This window comes from Streptomyces sp. NPDC005402 (genome assembly GCF_040606575.1).
Classification (GTDB): Bacteria; Actinomycetota; Actinomycetes; order Streptomycetales; family Streptomycetaceae; genus Streptomyces.
On the sequence record NZ_JBEXFB010000002.1, the window covers coordinates 381,280 to 396,369 of the forward strand.

The 15,090-nt window shown below is 67.5% G+C and carries 11 protein-coding genes; 4 read left to right on the top strand and 7 right to left on the bottom strand.

Features of this window, described 5'->3' with window-relative positions; genetic code table 11:
* Positions 1 to 291: 291 nt before the first annotated feature.
* The 5 genes from ABZT02_RS04800 to acnA all read right to left on the bottom strand — a co-directional run bounded on the left by ABZT02_RS04800 (position 292) and on the right by acnA (position 7,691).
* Entirely contained in the window at positions 292 to 1,356 is a 1,065-nt protein-coding gene (locus ABZT02_RS04800; RefSeq protein ID WP_356014212.1) for a lytic polysaccharide monooxygenase, read from the bottom strand.
* Positions 1,357 to 1,670: 314 nt separating this feature from the next.
* Positions 1,671 to 2,219 (bottom strand): DUF1062 domain-containing protein, encoded by a 549-nt coding sequence (locus ABZT02_RS04805; RefSeq protein ID WP_356014214.1) that lies wholly within the window; start codon positions 2,217 to 2,219, stop codon positions 1,671 to 1,673.
* Between the two features lie 300 nt (positions 2,220 to 2,519).
* Entirely contained in the window at positions 2,520 to 4,082 is a 1,563-nt protein-coding gene (locus ABZT02_RS04810; RefSeq protein WP_356014596.1) for an ATP-binding protein, read from the bottom strand.
* Between the two features lie 20 nt (positions 4,083 to 4,102).
* Positions 4,103 to 4,837 (bottom strand): response regulator transcription factor, encoded by a 735-nt coding sequence (locus ABZT02_RS04815; RefSeq protein WP_356014216.1) that lies wholly within the window; start codon positions 4,835 to 4,837, stop codon positions 4,103 to 4,105.
* A 136-nt stretch (positions 4,838 to 4,973) separates the two neighbouring features.
* Positions 4,974 to 7,691 carry an aconitate hydratase AcnA gene (acnA, locus tag ABZT02_RS04820; protein ID WP_356014218.1) on the bottom strand — a complete coding sequence of 906 codons (2,718 nt, stop codon included), beginning with the start codon at positions 7,689 to 7,691 and terminating at the stop codon, positions 4,974 to 4,976.
* A gap of 516 nt (positions 7,692 to 8,207) precedes the next feature.
* On the opposite strand from acnA, the gene ABZT02_RS04825 reads away from it, so the two are divergent.
* The gene (locus tag ABZT02_RS04825; RefSeq protein WP_356014219.1) at positions 8,208 to 8,333 is read left to right on the top strand and encodes a hypothetical protein; all 126 of its coding nucleotides are present in this window, start codon (positions 8,208 to 8,210) and stop codon (positions 8,331 to 8,333) included.
* Here ABZT02_RS04825 and ABZT02_RS04830 read toward each other — a convergent pair.
* The gene (locus ABZT02_RS04830) at positions 8,327 to 8,773 is read right to left on the bottom strand and encodes a hypothetical protein (RefSeq protein ID WP_356014221.1); all 447 of its coding nucleotides are present in this window, start codon (positions 8,771 to 8,773) and stop codon (positions 8,327 to 8,329) included. The genes ABZT02_RS04825 and ABZT02_RS04830 overlap by 7 nt on opposite strands.
* 902 nt (positions 8,774 to 9,675) lie before the next feature.
* On the opposite strand from ABZT02_RS04830, the gene ABZT02_RS04835 reads away from it, so the two are divergent.
* Complete coding sequence (locus ABZT02_RS04835; protein ID WP_356014223.1) at positions 9,676 to 9,876, top strand: DUF4236 domain-containing protein; 201 nt, start codon at positions 9,676 to 9,678, stop codon at positions 9,874 to 9,876.
* 83 nt (positions 9,877 to 9,959) lie between these two features.
* Positions 9,960 to 11,489 carry a UDP-N-acetylglucosamine 1-carboxyvinyltransferase gene (locus ABZT02_RS04840; RefSeq protein ID WP_356014224.1) on the top strand — a complete coding sequence of 510 codons (1,530 nt, stop codon included), beginning with the start codon at positions 9,960 to 9,962 and terminating at the stop codon, positions 11,487 to 11,489.
* Positions 11,490 to 12,165: 676 nt separating this feature from the next.
* On the opposite strand, the gene ABZT02_RS04845 is transcribed toward ABZT02_RS04840, so the two are convergent.
* Positions 12,166 to 14,823 (bottom strand): discoidin domain-containing protein, encoded by a 2,658-nt coding sequence (locus ABZT02_RS04845; protein ID WP_356014598.1) that lies wholly within the window; start codon positions 14,821 to 14,823, stop codon positions 12,166 to 12,168.
* Between ABZT02_RS04845 and ABZT02_RS04850 the strand changes: the two genes are divergently transcribed.
* Positions 14,732 to 15,064, top strand: coding sequence for a hypothetical protein (locus ABZT02_RS04850; protein WP_356014622.1), 333 nt, complete (start codon positions 14,732 to 14,734; stop codon positions 15,062 to 15,064). The genes ABZT02_RS04845 and ABZT02_RS04850 overlap by 92 nt on opposite strands.
* Positions 15,065 to 15,090 lie beyond the last annotated feature (26 nt).

Consider the following 15,090-nt stretch of genomic DNA (forward strand, 5'->3'; position numbering starts at 1 on the left):
GTAACGTGCGCCACGCGTATCACGGAAGGGTGCGTACGGCGGAAGGGACGCGCGAGGGGTTCGCCCGGGCGGGTCCAGCCATTGCCCCCAACTGATTTGACATCGTTGTCCGTTGACGCGGTAGAGTCATGTACAGACCACTCGACAACGTTGTCGCGCGTCGCGTCGTCACAAGCCATGCACCATCCGCGTCGGCCACCACCCCCCTTGTGCCGACACGGCTCGCGGACCCGGTGGCGCACAGCCCCACCGGGTCCGCCCTGAGCGGTTCGAGCGCGTACTGACGGTGCCTCAGCCGACCCGGCAGGGCAGGGTCGTGGCCGTGTCGCCTCCGGAGCCGGTGACGACGTAGCCGAACGTCGCACTCTGCCCCGGACTGAGCGAGCCGTTCCAGTTGGCGTTGTGGACCATCACGTCCTGGCCGGTGTAGGTGGCGTTGCCGTTCCAGAGACTGTCGACCTTCTGTCCGGTGGGCAGGATCCAGTCGACCATCCAGCCCAGCATGGGGACGTTGCCGGAGTTGGTGACGGTCACCTCGGACTGGTAGCCGCCGTTCCAACTGCCTGTCGTCTTACGGGTGGCGGTGCAGGTGCCGGGGACCGGATCGGTCGGGTTGCCCGGCTCATGGATGCCGGTGACCTCGCCGTTGCCGCCGTCGAAGACGACGTCGGAACAGGAGTAGAAGGTCTCTGCGCTGTCCGAGCGCTGCCAGACCATGTAGATGATGTGGCGGCCGGACTTGTTCGCCGGAAGCTGCCCGGTCCAGGAGTAGTTGGCCTCGACCGTGCCCGGGCTGCCGTTGAGCGGCGGGTGGTCGACGCTGAGGAACGGCTGGGCCTCCATGTCGTCCCAGGTGAGCGTCTTCTTCGGGTCGAAGCCGTCCTTGGTGACGTAGACGTAGAACCAACCCGGGTGGGCGGCCCAGGCGTTGTAGGAGAAGTCGACCGTCTTGCCGGCGGTGAGGTGGGTGAGCGGCCAGTCGTCGCGGGGGGCGTTGAAGCCGGTGAAGTTGGTGTTGCCGCCGCTGCACAGCTGACCGTCCGGCACGAAGCCGCGGGTGCGGCCGGCGCCGTCCGAGCGGAGCACGGAGAACCAGTTGTAGAACGGCGTGGTGCCGCTGACCGCCTGTGCGTTCCGGCAGGCCGGGTTGACCGGTTTGATCTCACCGGTGTCGGTCAGCCCGTCCTGCCAGCACAGGAAGGTGCGGCTGGCGGGCTTCATCGGGGTGCCGTGGGCCTCGGCCTTGCCACCTGCCGTGAGAACCAGGCTGAGGGCGGGGATGGTGGCGAGCAGGGAGACGAGGACCAGGAAGAGGGCTCTGGGACGGGTCACCCTCGATAACTTTGTCAGGATCATGACAGACCAGTCCGTTCCTTGAGGTACGGGCCGTGCGGGGTGTGTGTGGTTGCCGTGGGGTGGGGGCGGCACGCGGGCGGGTTCCGGTCCGTCCGGGTGGGAGCGCTCCCACCCCACGTGTTGCGGAAGGTAGCGCGAACTGGGGCGACTGTAAACAGCTGACGGTGCTTCGTGCGGTGGGGATCCCGGGTGGGTGGGGCGGGAGATCTGGGCGGTCTTGGGAGGCCGGCGGGACAGGCCGTCCGGGAGCTGAACCGCCTCCCCTCGTGGGCACCTGGGGCCTGGCCGGGCAGGCCCCAGGTACCCAGGTGGGCTCAGCGCTTGAGCGTGAAGGAGAAGGCGTCGGAGAGTTTGGCGTTCAGCCGGACTGCCGAGACCAGCCTCCCCTCCGCGATCAGTCTCTCGACCTCGGCCCGGGAAAGGCCGCAGCCTTCGGCGATCAGCCGTACCGGACGGACAGGGATCCGCGCGGCGAAGCGGACCGATATATCGATCACCTCGCGGTCCAGATGATCCGATCCGTCGGTGTCGAGACGCCAGGCGCCGTCCCAGTCCAGGGCGACGCGGTTACGGCGCCGCACGACCGGGTCCTGGAGCAACTCGGCTGCGAGAGCAGGGTCGTTGTCGTGCAGCCGGTCCAGCAGTTCAGGTCGTACGGAACGCACATGCATCCGCTCCAGGACCGTGAGCTTCGCCGTTTCCCCGCAGGCGGTGCAGAGGACGAGGAGCCAGACGTCGAGGAGCTTGTGGTTCGCGTTGACGCGAAACTTGCCGTTGGCCCGGAAGCGGTCCGACGCGCAGGTGTGGCAACGGCGGAGGACGTGCGGAAGGCAGGTGGGCATGACCACCCAGGTGGTGAGCACAGAAGTACACCGGTTTCAGTGAGAAGTCCGCAGCAAAAAGCAGCGCGGCGCACATGTGCGACGCGCGACCGATCAGCGCTTGGGGGGTCTCACAGGGTGTACAACGGGACGTCCTTGCCTGGGCGACTTGGTTCGGCAGCACGGTAGCGGCGCATGGCGGCCCTGATCCACTGGTTTTTCGGCCGCCGACCGCACACCTGCCGGAGCGTGCGGGCAGATGGCGCGAGGTTCTCGACTCGGGTGCTCTGTCACGACGGCTGGTAAACGCCTGCCCGCGAACACCCGTCTCTCGGAAGGGAGTTACACCGACGCGCCGTTTCCCGCAACGGCCCGTTCCGCCACCCCCGCCTCCATGGATGCCGGTAGATCGATCGTGAACTCGGTATGTCCTGGGACGCTGTTGACCTGGATATGGCCTCCGTGCGCCCCCGCGATCGCCGTCGCGACGGCCAGACCCAGGCCGGATCCACCGGAGTTGGCGTCGGCGCGGGAGCGGGAGGTGTCCGCTCGGGTGAAGCGTTCGAAGACGGTGGGAAGGAGCGCCGGGGGGATTCCGGGGCCGTTGTCGTGGACGCGGATCACACAGCGCCCGTCGGCGGACTCCACCGATGCCGTCACCCTCGTGCCGGCCGGCGTGTGCGTCCGCGCGTTGGACAGGAGGTTGGCCACCACCTGGTGCAGGCGGGCCGCGTCCCCGGTGACCAACGCCGGGACCTCCAGGCTCAGTTCGAGCTGCCAGTCGTGGCCGCCGCCCGCCGCCCTCGCCTCCCACACCGCCTCCGCGACCAGCGCCGCCAGGTCCACCTCGGCGGACTGGAGGGGGCGGTCCTCGTCGAGGCGGGCGAGCAGGAGCAGGTCCTCCACCAGGCCCGTCATACGGGCGGACTCCGCCGAGACCCGACGCCAGGCCAACACCGGTTCGATGCGGCCGGTGCCGCGGTTCATCAACTCGGCGTATCCGGCGATCGAGGCGAGCGGTGTACGCAGTTCGTGGCTGGCGTCGGCCAGGAACCGCCGCATGCGTTCCTCGCTGCGCCGCATCCGCTCCTCGCCGCGCTGCCGCTCGGCGAGGGAGGACTCCACCTGGTCGAGGAGATGGTTGAGCGCGGCGCCGACCTGACCGGCCTCAGTGGCGGGGTCGGTGTCGCCCTCGGGTACGCGGGTCAGGCCGGTGACCTCGCCGTGTCCGAGCGGGGCCCGGGAGACGGCGGCCGCGGTGGCGGCGACCCGGCCGAGGGGGTGCAGTTGCCGTCGTATGACCACCGCGCAGACACAGCCGGCGGCGACGAGCCCGGCCGCGGCGACACCTGTCTCGATCATCACGAGTTCGCTGATCATGTCCTGGACGTCGTCCATGGGCAGGCCGGCGAGGACCCGGACACCTCCGTCCACCAGGACCGTGACCCGATAGGTGCCGAGGCCGGGCACGTTCCGGGTGTGCATCGCGCCGTCGGCCCGGAACCCGGCCAGGGCGGTGCGCTGGCCGGTGCCGAGGTCGCGGGGCGGGGCGTCCTGGACGACGACGGCCGCGGAGAGGATGGCGCCGTCCTCGTCCACCCGGGCGGAGAGCAGCCCGGCGGGCTGCCCGGTCTCCCTCAGGAAGGTCAGATCGCCCTCGCGATCCGGATGCGACGAGGCTCCCGCCAGGGCCCGTTCGGCGGCGTCGAGGACGCGGTCGTCCAGGTTGCCCATCAGGTAGGCGTGCTGGAACAGTGTCGTGATCACGCCCATCGCGACGCAGACACCGACCAGCGTCGCACTGACGAAGACGAGCAGACGGGTACGGATCGACCGGGTACGGATGGAGCGGGTACGGATCGACCGGGTACGGCCGGAGCGGGTACGGATCGACCGGGTGCGCATCCTCGCGCTCTGCCGCCGGCTCATCTCCCGTCCTCCGCGGGCCTGATGGCGCTGTCGAGGCCGCGCACGGTGTGGATCAACGGCGCCCGTCCCTTGTCGATCTTCCGGCGCGGACCGGAGATGTGGACCTCGACGAGGTGGCCGTCGCCGAGCAGCAGGCTGAGCAGATCGAGCTCCTTCGCGGCGAGCCGCACGGGCACGCCCGTCCAGCGCACTTCTCGGGTGTCCTCGGCCATGGCCAGGTCCCCGAGCACATGGACGGAGTCGCCGGTGCGGCCGTGCCCGGAGCCCGCCCGGCGCAGCAGTCCGTGCAGCCGCCGTACGGCCTCCTGCAGGGAGAAGTGCTGGGTGACGCGGTTGTCGGCGCCGGTCTCCGGTCCGTCCAGCCGGTGGTCCAGGGCGTGGCGGGCGGTGAGCATGCGGACGGGCGGCTTCAGGTCCTCGAAGCGCGGCCGGCGCAGTACCTGGAGTCCGTCCAGGTCGGGCAGCGGGCCGTCGAGCGCGACGGCGTGGGACGCGGGACCGCGGGCCGCTCGAGGGGCGCTGCGCCCGTCCGCGTCGACACCGGCCGCGAACGCCCGCCGCCCGCGCGCCGATTCGAGCTCGCGGGTCACCGCGTCGGCGCTCTCCGGTACCGGGCAGGGGCGGCGGCCCGCCTCGGTGAGGGCGGCGGACGGCACTTCGTTGAGTGCGGGCCCGGCGTCGGCGATGAGCCCGCGTACGCGGCGGGTTCGGGGCCCGGATGTGCCAGTCATGTACCGATCGTGTCCCCGCCCGCTGAGGGAACCCTGTGTTCCGCCTGAGGGTGGGTCATGACCTGCGGTGACGGGGGTACGGCGAAGGGCCGCGCCCCCGTCACCGGGAGTGCGGCCCTCAGGCGCCCGAAAGGATTTACTTGCGGATCAGGCTGCGCAGCACGTACTGCATGATGCCGCCGTTGCGGTAGTAGTCGGCCTCACCGGGGGTGTCGATGCGGACGACCGCGTCGAACTCGACGCCCGTGTCGGTGGTGACCTTGACCGTGCGCGGCGTGGTGCCGTTGTTGAGCTCCTCGACCCCGGTGAAGGAGAAGGTCTCCTCGCCGGTCAGACCGAGGGACGCGGCATTGGCGCCCTCCGGGAACTGAAGCGGCAGGACGCCCATGCCGATGAGGTTCGAGCGGTGGATGCGCTCGTACGACTCGGCGATGACGGCCTTGACGCCGAGGAGCGCGGTGCCCTTGGCGGCCCAGTCGCGGGACGAGCCGGAGCCGTACTCCTTGCCGGCCAGGATGGCCAGCGGGATGCCCTGCTCGATGTAGTTGCGGGAGGCGTCGTAGATGAACGACACCGGACCGCCGTCCTGGGTGAAGTCGCGGGTGTAGCCGCCCTCGGTGCCCGGCGCGATCTGGTTGCGCAGGCGGATGTTGGCGAACGTGCCGCGGATCATGACCTCGTGGTTGCCTCGGCGCGAGCCGTAGGAGTTGAAGTCACGACGCTCCACACCGTGCTCGGTGAGGTACTTGCCGGCCGGGGTGTCGGCCTTGATGGCACCGGCGGGCGAGATGTGGTCGGTCGTCACCGAGTCGCCGAGCTTGGCGAGCACGCGGGCGCCGGTGATGTCGGAGACCGGGGTGGTCTCCATCGTCATGCCCTCGAAGTACGGGGGCTTGCGGACGTAGGTCGACTCGGCGTCCCACTCGAAGGTGTTGCCGGTCGGGATCGGCAGCGCCTGCCACTGGGCGTCGCCCGCGAAGACGTCCTGGTAGGACTTGTTGAACATGTCCTCGCCGATGGCGTTCGCCACAACGTCGTTGACCTCGGCCTCGGAGGGCCAGATGTCCTTCAGGTAGACCGGGTTGCCGTCCTGGTCGGCGCCCAGGGCGTCCTTGGTGATGTCCACCTTCATGGAACCCGCGAGGGCGTACGCGACGACCAGCGGCGGGGAGGCCAGGTAGTTCATCTTGACGTCGGGGTTGATACGGCCCTCGAAGTTCCGGTTGCCGGAGAGGACCGAGGTCACCGCGAGGTCGTGGTCGTTGACGGCCTTGGAGACCTCCTCCGGCAGCGGGCCGGAGTTGCCGATGCAGGTGGTGCAGCCGTAGCCGACGAGGTTGAAGCCGACCTTGTCGAGGTACGGGGTCAGGCCCGCCTTGTCGAAGTAGTCGGTGACGACCTTGGAACCCGGGGCGAGGGTGGTCTTGACCCACGGCTTGCGGGTCAGGCCCTTCTCCACGGCCTTCTTCGCGACCAGCGCGGCGGCGACCATGACGTACGGGTTCGAGGTGTTGGTGCAGGAGGTGATGGCCGCGACGGTCACCGCGCCGTGGTCGATCTCGTACGTCGAACCGTCGGGGGCGGTCACGGTGACCGGGTTGGACGGGGCGCCGTTCGGGGCGACGGCCGGGGCGTCGGAGGCCGGGAAGGACTCCTTGCCGGACTCGTCGACGTCGTCGACGTAGTTGCGGACGTCCTGCTTGAACTGCTCGGCGGCGTTCGCGAGGACGATGCGGTCCTGCGGGCGCTTCGGTCCTGCGATGGAGGGGACGACCGTGGAGAGGTCGAGCTCCAGCTTCTCGGAGAAGTCCGGCTCGGCCTTCGGGTCCAGCCAGAGACCCTGCTCCTTGGCGTACGCCTCGACGAGCGCGAGCTGCTGCTCGGAGCGGCCGGTGAGCTTGAGGTACTTGATGGTCTCGTCGTCGATCGGGAAGATCGCGGCGGTCGAGCCGAACTCCGGCGACATGTTGCCGATGGTGGCGCGGTTCGCGAGGGAGGTGGCGGCGACGCCCTCGCCGTAGAACTCGACGAACTTGCCGACCACGCCGTGCTTGCGGAGCATCTCGGTGATGGTCAGCACGAGGTCGGTGGCGGTGGTGCCGGGCTTGAGCTCACCGGTCAGCTTGAAGCCGACGACGCGCGGGATGAGCATGGAGACCGGCTGGCCGAGCATCGCCGCCTCGGCCTCGATGCCACCGACGCCCCAGCCCAGCACACCGAGGCCGTTGACCATGGTGGTGTGCGAGTCGGTGCCGACGAGGGTGTCGGGGTACGCCTGCCCGTTGCGGACCATGACCGTGCGGGCCAGGTGCTCGATGTTCACCTGGTGGACGATGCCGGTGCCCGGCGGGACGACCTTGAAGTCGTCGAAGGCGGTCTGGCCCCAGCGCAGGAACTGGTAGCGCTCGCGGTTGCGGCCGTACTCCAGCTCGACGTTCTGCGCGAACGCGTCGTGGGTGCCGAACTTGTCCGCGATGACGGAGTGGTCGATGACCAGCTCGGCCGGGGAGAGCGGGTTGACCTTCGCGGGGTCGCCGCCGAGCTCCTTGACGGCCTCACGCATGGTGGCGAGGTCGACGACACAGGGCACGCCGGTGAAGTCCTGCATGATCACGCGGGCCGGCGTGAACTGGATCTCCTGCGACGGCTGGGCCTGGGAGTCCCAGCTGCCGAGGGCGCGGATGTGGTCGGCGGTGATGTTCGCGCCGTCCTCGGTACGGAGAAGGTTCTCCAGGAGAACCTTGAGGCTGTACGGCAGGCGGGCCGCGCCCTCCACCTTGTCCAGCCGGAAGATCTCGTACGACTCGTCGCCCACGCTCAGCGTGGCGCGGGCGTCGAAGCTGTTCGCCGACACGACAGTCTCCTTCATTTTTGTGCGCTTACCACCGCATCCTGCCGCCACGCCGTCTTGGCCGATCCGCTAAGGTAAGGCTAAGTTAGGTATGCCTTACTGCCAGACCCAGCGAAAGCGTGCGACTGCGGTACGCCTCGGCAGATATCTCGATGTCGAGATAACTCTAGTACATGAGGCCCGGATGGTCATGCCCGGGCTTGCTGTCCTGTCCCAGCGAACCCTGGGCAGTCTCCGTCTTCCCTGGGCAAATGGACCCACGTCTCAGTCTTCTCCGGGCAAACGGTGTCGTGTCTCAGTCTTCCGTGAGCACCGGCGTCCGGCCTTTCGTAGCTTCGCTGCACCGCGTCGGCGCTTGGCTGCGGAGGCCGGGATGGATGCAGCGGACTACTGGATGACGTTGATCGGCCCTGATGATGCCGATCGGCAGGGTCCGATGAGTGTGAGGTGGCCGCAGCGGTTCGAGGTGGGCCGCCCGTCGCGGCCCTTTCCCGCCTATCGCGGGCAGCGCAACTCAAGATGGCTCTTCACATCAACAGATGGGAGATCCTGACCATCCTCTTCCACGAAGAGACCATCCGCCGCCTCACCAAACGGCCCGCAACCGACCTACGCACCTTCCCCCTGCCCCTGCCCTCCTACTGAAGAGCCTCTGGACGGATTCCGTATTCGGCCAGCCAGGTCATCAACTCCTGCCGGGAAGCCCCGACCAGTCTCCCGCCGGTGAAGCGCGCGTCGTCCGTGACCTCCGCCAGGCACTCCGCAGGAGGTACGAAGGCCAGGGCCTCTTCATCCCTGGTGAACTCGGCCTCCGCCAGGACCAAGCCCTGCAGAGGACCGTCGAAGACGTCAACGCCCAACGGAGGCACGCTGAACCGCGTCTTGGACAACACCGCAGCCGGCAGCGAGGCAAGCAAGTCGTACTCGGCTGGGGACAAGTAGGTATTCGTGATCAGCCCCTGCACGGCACCCGGCCGATCGGCAGGCACCTTCTGGGTGAGTTTGAGTTCACAACCACCGACATCCGGGCGCTCGGCCCGTCGCAGACGCAGACGTGTCCCTACCAGATACCGGTCTGTGATCACACGGGTGACTGTGACCGCCGAAGGAGCCGGAGGCCCTGCCAGCAGGAACCGTCTCTCCCTCTCGACACGCGCATACTTCCCCTGACTGACGACATCACCTTGCACACGATCGGCCCGATCCACCATGAGCCGAGCATCTCAGCCCGCCCCGATTCGCACAGGACACCCACGATCGTTTGAGACATGAGCCCGCGCTGGTCTCATCCGATCGTGGGCACCCCAGGTCACGGGCCCGCACTGCTCTCGATCGATTGAGACAGGGCACTTGCCGTGATGTCCGGGCGGCTCGTGGATCCCGTGCGAGCCGGGGTGACCGTCGCCTTCCGGGAGCCTCGCGGGGCGGCCGACGCGTGCCGGTGACCTGGCACGGTACGGCTGGTCCCGACCCTGACCATGCCGGTGCCGACCGGAATCACGCCGGACGTCCGGCTCCAGTCCCGAAGGGCGACAGTTCGGCCCGGCTCGCGGCCACCGCGGCGCCCGGCGCGGTGGGTGTGCTGTGCGAAACCAGACGGCCGTCCGGCCATCCGGTTTCGCGGCCTCGCGGCCTTTCGGGTGGCGATGTCCGCCAGGCCCCCGCGGGGACACCGGCCGCGATGTCCGGGCCAGGCTTCGGGTCGACCTTTCGGCCTCGGTCGCGGGTGCGGAGCCGCAGCCAGGTGGCTCACCGTCGGGTGACGCTTCGACGCGGCGGTCGGTCGACTCCGGAAGAGGAAGCCGACCGGATGCCGTCGCGTTGCCGGGACGGGCGTCGCGGGTGACGTCCACCCCGGACGACACGTCCTGCCCCAACTCGCCCGCCGGAGCGGGGCGGTTACAAACCCGGCACCCATCACTTCGCCGGGCGGGGGTATTCGAACACCGTCGCAAGCACGAGACCGAACCTTCGATGGGAGACCCCGATGCCGCTCACGTTCCGCAAGAGTTTCCGGATCCTTCCCGGGGTGCGACTGAACATCAACCGGCGCTCCTGGTCCATCACCACCGGCGGGGGAAGCCACGGGCCGAAGCACACCCACAGCAGCACGGGACGTCGTACGACATCGGTTGATTTGCCCGGACCTTTCGGATGGCGTCGAACCCGTAGCGCCAAGCGTCACTGACGTTCCCTCACGTTCGTCCAGGCCCTCCCCCGAACGGACCTCCCCGGAATGCGCCATCTCATATCTGAGATAGCCTCAGCCCCATGGCAGACGACTACCTCGTACGTATCGGCAGGCTCATCCGTGACGCCCGGCAGCACCGGGGCTGGACACAGTCGCAGCTTGCCGAGGCGCTCGGCACCAGTCAGAGCGCCGTCAATCGCATCGAGCGCGGCAACCAAAACATCAGCCTTGAGATGATCGCCCGTATCGGTGAAGCACTGGACAGTGAAATCGTCTCTCTGGGCTACGCGGGCCCGATGCATCTGCGTGTGGTCGGCGGCCGTCGGCTGTCCGGCGCGATCGACGTCAAGACGAGCAAGAACGCGTGTGTGGCCCTGCTGTGCGCCTCGCTCCTCAACAAGGGGCGCACGGTGCTGCGCAGGGTCGCCCGCATCGAGGAGGTCTACCGCCTCCTGGAGGTACTGAGCTCCATCGGGGTGCGCACCCGGTGGATCAACGGCGGCGTCGACCTCGAACTCGTACCGCCGGCCGAGCTGGACATGGGCGCCATCGACGCCGAGGCCGCGGTCCGCACGCGCTCGATCATCATGTTCCTCGGCCCGTTGCTGCATCGCATGGACAGCTTCCGGCTGCCGTACGCCGGAGGTTGCGACCTCGGCACCCGGACCATCGAGCCGCACATGATCGCGCTGCGCCGGTTCGGTCTGGACGTCGCGGCGACCGAGGGCCAGTACCACGCCCGGGTCGATCGGGCGGTCCGCCCCGACCGCCCGATCGTGCTGACCGAGCGCGGCGACACCGTGACGGAGAACGCGCTGCTCGCGGCGGCCCGCCACGACGGCGTCACCGTCATCCGCAACGCCTCCTCCAACTACATGGTCCAGGACCTCTGCTTCTTCCTGGAGGCTCTGGGGGTCAAGGTCGAGGGCATCGGCACCACCACGCTCACTGTGCACGGCGTGCCGCGCATCGACGTGGATGTCGACTACTCCCCCTCCGAGGATCCGGTCGAGGCGATGAGCCTGCTGGCCGCGGCCGTGGTGACGGAGTCGGAGCTGACGGTGCGCCGGGTGCCGATCGAGTTCCTGGAGATCGAACTCGCGGTGCTGGAGGAGATGGGGCTCGACCACGACCGTACGCCGGAGTACGTCGCCGACAACGGCCGTACCCGACTGGTCGACCTCACGGTCCGGCCCTCCAAGCTGGAGGCGCCGATCGACAAGATCCACCCGATGCCGTTCCCCGGCCTGAACATCGACAACGTCCCCTTCTTCGCGGCCATCGCGGCGGTCGCCCAGGGCCAGACCCTCATCCACGACTGGGTCTACGACAACCGCGCGATCTATCTGACGGATCTGAACCGGTTGGGCGGACGCCTCCAACTCCTCGACCCGCACCGGGTGTTGGTGGAGGGCCCGACCCGCTGGCGCGCCGCCGAGATGATGTGCCCGCCGGCCCTGCGCCCCGCCGTGGTCGTCCTGCTGGCGATGATGGCGGCGGACGGCACGTCCGTGCTGCGCAACGTCTACGTCATCAACCGCGGTTACGAGGACCTGGCCGAGCGGCTCAACTCGGTGGGGGCGCAGATCGAGATCTTCCGGGACATCTGAAGGTCTTCAGGAAAAGTGCCGCTACACCCCTCCTGACCTGCATAAACGCGAGGCGGGAGGGGAGGCGGCGGCACCTCTGGGACTTTTCTGGGACTTTTGGCTGGGACCGCGTCATCGAAATGACGTCAGAAGTGTGGCCCCCTGACGTAACCGCAGGTCAGATGGCATTTTCGACTCCACCGAAGGACCCTTTGAACGCTCAGAGCGTCAAACGAGCGTCACGGCCGAGGTATGCATTGGCCTCCGTTCCTGAGCCCTCCAGTGCAGTGCCGCACGGGTGACGGCCGTCCCTCTCCCCGTAATCGGTAGTACCGAAGGGGGACGCCTGTCGTCGGCGTGACGGAGGAAGGCGACGTGATCCGGGTGGCGGTACGAATCAGTGACGATCCGGTGCCGTGCCCGGTGTGTGGGCAGCTGACCGGGCGAGTCCATGTCTTCCACGCGCGGTTGGTCGCGGACGTGCCGATGGACGGACGACAGGTCGTGGCGTCGGTGGGGGTCTGCCCGGTGCCCGGTTGCCCGCTGGTGGCGTTCCGCGAGCAGGTTCCCAGCGTCGTGGAGCGCCACCAGCGACGCACCAGACGTCTGGCCACCCGACTCGGCTCCACGTCACGGAGACCGGCTTATGGTGAGAGCCCTCAGCGAGGCGTGTCACTCCGGCCGTGAAAACCCGAGATCAGTTGTAGGCGTTGAATTCCGCGATTGACCACCAGTTACTCGCGACATCACCGGTGTTGACGACCTTGATGTAGCGAGCCGTCTGGGTCGGGAAGGAAATCAACTCGACTCGCTGGCCGTCCTTTATGGAAGAGACCTTGGTCCAGTCGGTTGCGTTCGCGGAGACGTACATGTCCGCGCTTCGCGCATAGTCGCCGATGTTGCTGCCGGAATCCAGCAGAATCTTGCCGAACGTCTGCGTCTGCCCCATGTCCACCTGGATCCACAGGCCGTCGTATTGGCCCCTTCCGGAGCTGTACCGGGTACTGGAATCGCCGTCCAGCATGTTCGCGGGACCGTCGTTGTACGGGCTTGTGTCGGAGGTCGTGGCGGTCCAGCCCGTGCGCGACAGAGCGGGGCCCAGGTCTATGACGTCGAAGGAAGCTTCACCCGCGTCCGCTCCGCTGGCGCCGTTCACCGAGACCTTGTACGTCCCCACCGGAAGACCGCTCGGCACGTACGCGCTGATGCTCGTGTCCGACCAGCTGTCGATTTCGGCGAAGAGCTTCCCGAAACGCACCGTACCCAGCCCCTGGGCGTCACCGAAGTGAGAACCGCTGATCGTGAACTTGGCACGCGGTATGCCTTGCTTCGGCTTCAGGCTGCTGAAGACCGGTGCGGGGAAGCTTGACAGCTTCTGCGTGGTGAACATCGCCGAGGTCCCGCTCGTGAGGGTGTAGGTGTACGAGCCGTCGGCGGCCACCGGGAAGCTCTGGCTGCTGGCGGTGCCGTTGAACACCGCGGTGACCTGCGCCCCTTCCGGACTGGTCCACGTCTTCAGCTGGAGGCCCTTGGGCACCGCCGTCGGGGCTGCGATCGAACCGGTGCCACTCGCGGATCCGTATACGTTGATTTCGGCGACGCTCCACCAGAAACCGGATGCCGCGACACAGACGATGCGGATGTACCGTGCCGTCCGAGTTGGCAACGTGACGGCTATCTTCCCTATGTTCCCATTGCCGTTCGCGACCGCGCTGCCCCATTCGGCCCCGTCGTCCGAGACATACACCTGGTATTTGGTGACGTAGTCGAAGGAGTTGCTTTCTCCGGTGGCGAAGACGATCTTGTTGAAGCTCGTCGGGCTCCCCAGATCGATCTGGAACCAGGCGCCGCTGGTCGTCCCCTGGCCGAGATTCCACCGGCTGTTGATGTCGCCGTCGATCGCGTTCGCGGCCGCACCCCAGTCCGGGCTCGACGAGGCCGTGGCGGTCCACTTGCCACGGCTCAGTGACGTTCCGGGCGTCTTGATGGACGCTCCGATCGGCAGGGAGTACGTGAGCAGCTTGCTTCCGGTGCGGACTGCGTTCTGGTACTGCAGGAGTGCCGGGTCGTACGTGACCGTCATCGGCCCCATCGACGACTTGAACGTGAAGTCATGGGTCGGGTCGAAGACATTGGTCGCCGCGGGGGTCCCGCCGCTGCGCCCGCCCGTGTAGGTGAACGTGACAGCGTCGCCGGCGTTCAGGGTGTAGTCGAAGGACTGCGTCCCGTCCGCCACACTGAAGTTCTTCGCCGCGCTACCCGAGTTATACGCGATCACGACCTTCGAGGCGTCCGGGTTCAGGAACGCGACGCTCTCGATGCTTCCCTCCCCGAAGGTGTTCGAGTAGATGCGATGCGCTCCGGGCTTCACAAACCGGCTGGCGTGAGCGAGTGCGTAATAGTCCACGTTGTAGGACACCTGCCCACTGTCCGGATCGACCGTGACCAGTCCCCGGCACATGGGGATGCCGTTGGTGTCGCTGTTGAGCGGCCCCAACTTGGGGTCGAGCGCGGTGTTCCAGAACATCACGCCGTTGGCCCAGTTGCGCATGCCCTTGATGATCCACGTGCCGAGTGCGTCATTGAACGCCGTCTCGTCGTCGCCCTGCCAGACGCCTCCGCTGGCCTCCGTGATGTAGGTTTCCTTGCCCGGAAAGTCGTTGTGGACCACAGTCTGGTACGTCGGGTTGCCACTGTAGATGTGCCATCCGGTGCCAGCCGTGTATTGGGAGGCGGCGGGGTCGCTGAAGATCGTCTCGGGATACGAGGGCACATCCCAGTTGTGGTCCCAGGCCAGGATCTTCGTGGAGATGCGGTTGGCCGCGAACGCCTGGCCGATCTCCTGGATCAACGCGGATTCCTGGTATGCGGACAGGAACATGCCGGGCCAGCTGGGCGTGCCCATGGGTTCGTTCTGCGGCGTGATGTAGGAGATGGGCACACCGGCCTTGTCGTAAGCCTTGATGAACTTCACGAAGTAGTCGGCCAGCGTGGAAGTGCTCTCGCTGTTGAGGGTGCCTCCGATCATGGAGTCCGAGGTCTTCATCCAGCCTGGCGGGCTCCATGGGTTGGCCAGGATCTTGGCGGACGGGTTCTGTGCGAGAGCCTGCCGCAAGACCGGAATGATGTACTTCTCGTCGTGCTGGACCGAGAAGTTGGCCAGCGTCTGGTCCGTCTGTCCCGCCGGCATGTCGTCGTAGGAGTAGTTGCCGGACGCGTTGAAGTCCGTGGCGCCCATCGGCGTACGGATCAGGCTGAGGCCGATGCCCTTCGAGGGGTCGTACAGCTTCTGCATCAGCTTCGCTCGGTCAGCGGTGGACAGCTTGTTGATGAGCCAGGCGGAGGAGTCGGTCATGGCTGCCCCGAAGCCCTGGATCTTCTGGTACTTGACGCTGTCGTCGACCTTGATGGTGAGCGGGTTGCTGGCGCTCTTCGTCCGGAACAGCACATCGCTCTGGCCGACGACCCACTTCTTGGCCGATATGTCGGTCAGCCAGACCTGCACCGAAGAATTGCGCGAGGAGGTGGCGGCGGAAGCGTTGCCGGAAACCTGGGTCCAGGCTGCGGCGACGCCGATGGCGGTGGTGAGGAACTGACGTCGTCCAAAATCGTGCGAGCTCAT

Excerpts from the sequence above, each read along its gene's own strand:
- ABZT02_RS04800 (WP_356014212.1), bottom strand. The coding sequence starts at position 1,356 with ATGATCCTGACAAAGTTATCGAGGGTGACCCGTCCCAGAGCCCTCTTC.
- ABZT02_RS04810 (WP_356014596.1), bottom strand. The coding sequence starts at position 4,082 with ATGCGCACCCGGTCGATCCGTACCCGCTCCGGCCGTACCCGGTCGATC.
- ABZT02_RS04815 (WP_356014216.1), bottom strand. The coding sequence starts at position 4,837 with ATGACTGGCACATCCGGGCCCCGAACCCGCCGCGTACGCGGGCTCATC.
- ABZT02_RS04825 (WP_356014219.1), top strand. The coding sequence starts at position 8,208 with ATGGCTCTTCACATCAACAGATGGGAGATCCTGACCATCCTCTTCCAC.
- ABZT02_RS04835 (WP_356014223.1), top strand. The coding sequence starts at position 9,676 with ATGCCGCTCACGTTCCGCAAGAGTTTCCGGATCCTTCCCGGGGTGCGA.
- ABZT02_RS04840 (WP_356014224.1), top strand. The coding sequence starts at position 9,960 with ATGGCAGACGACTACCTCGTACGTATCGGCAGGCTCATCCGTGACGCC.
- ABZT02_RS04850 (WP_356014622.1), top strand. The coding sequence starts at position 14,732 with ATGCCCTTCGAGGGGTCGTACAGCTTCTGCATCAGCTTCGCTCGGTCA.
- ABZT02_RS04845 (WP_356014598.1), bottom strand. The coding sequence starts at position 14,823 with ATGACCGACTCCTCCGCCTGGCTCATCAACAAGCTGTCCACCGCTGAC.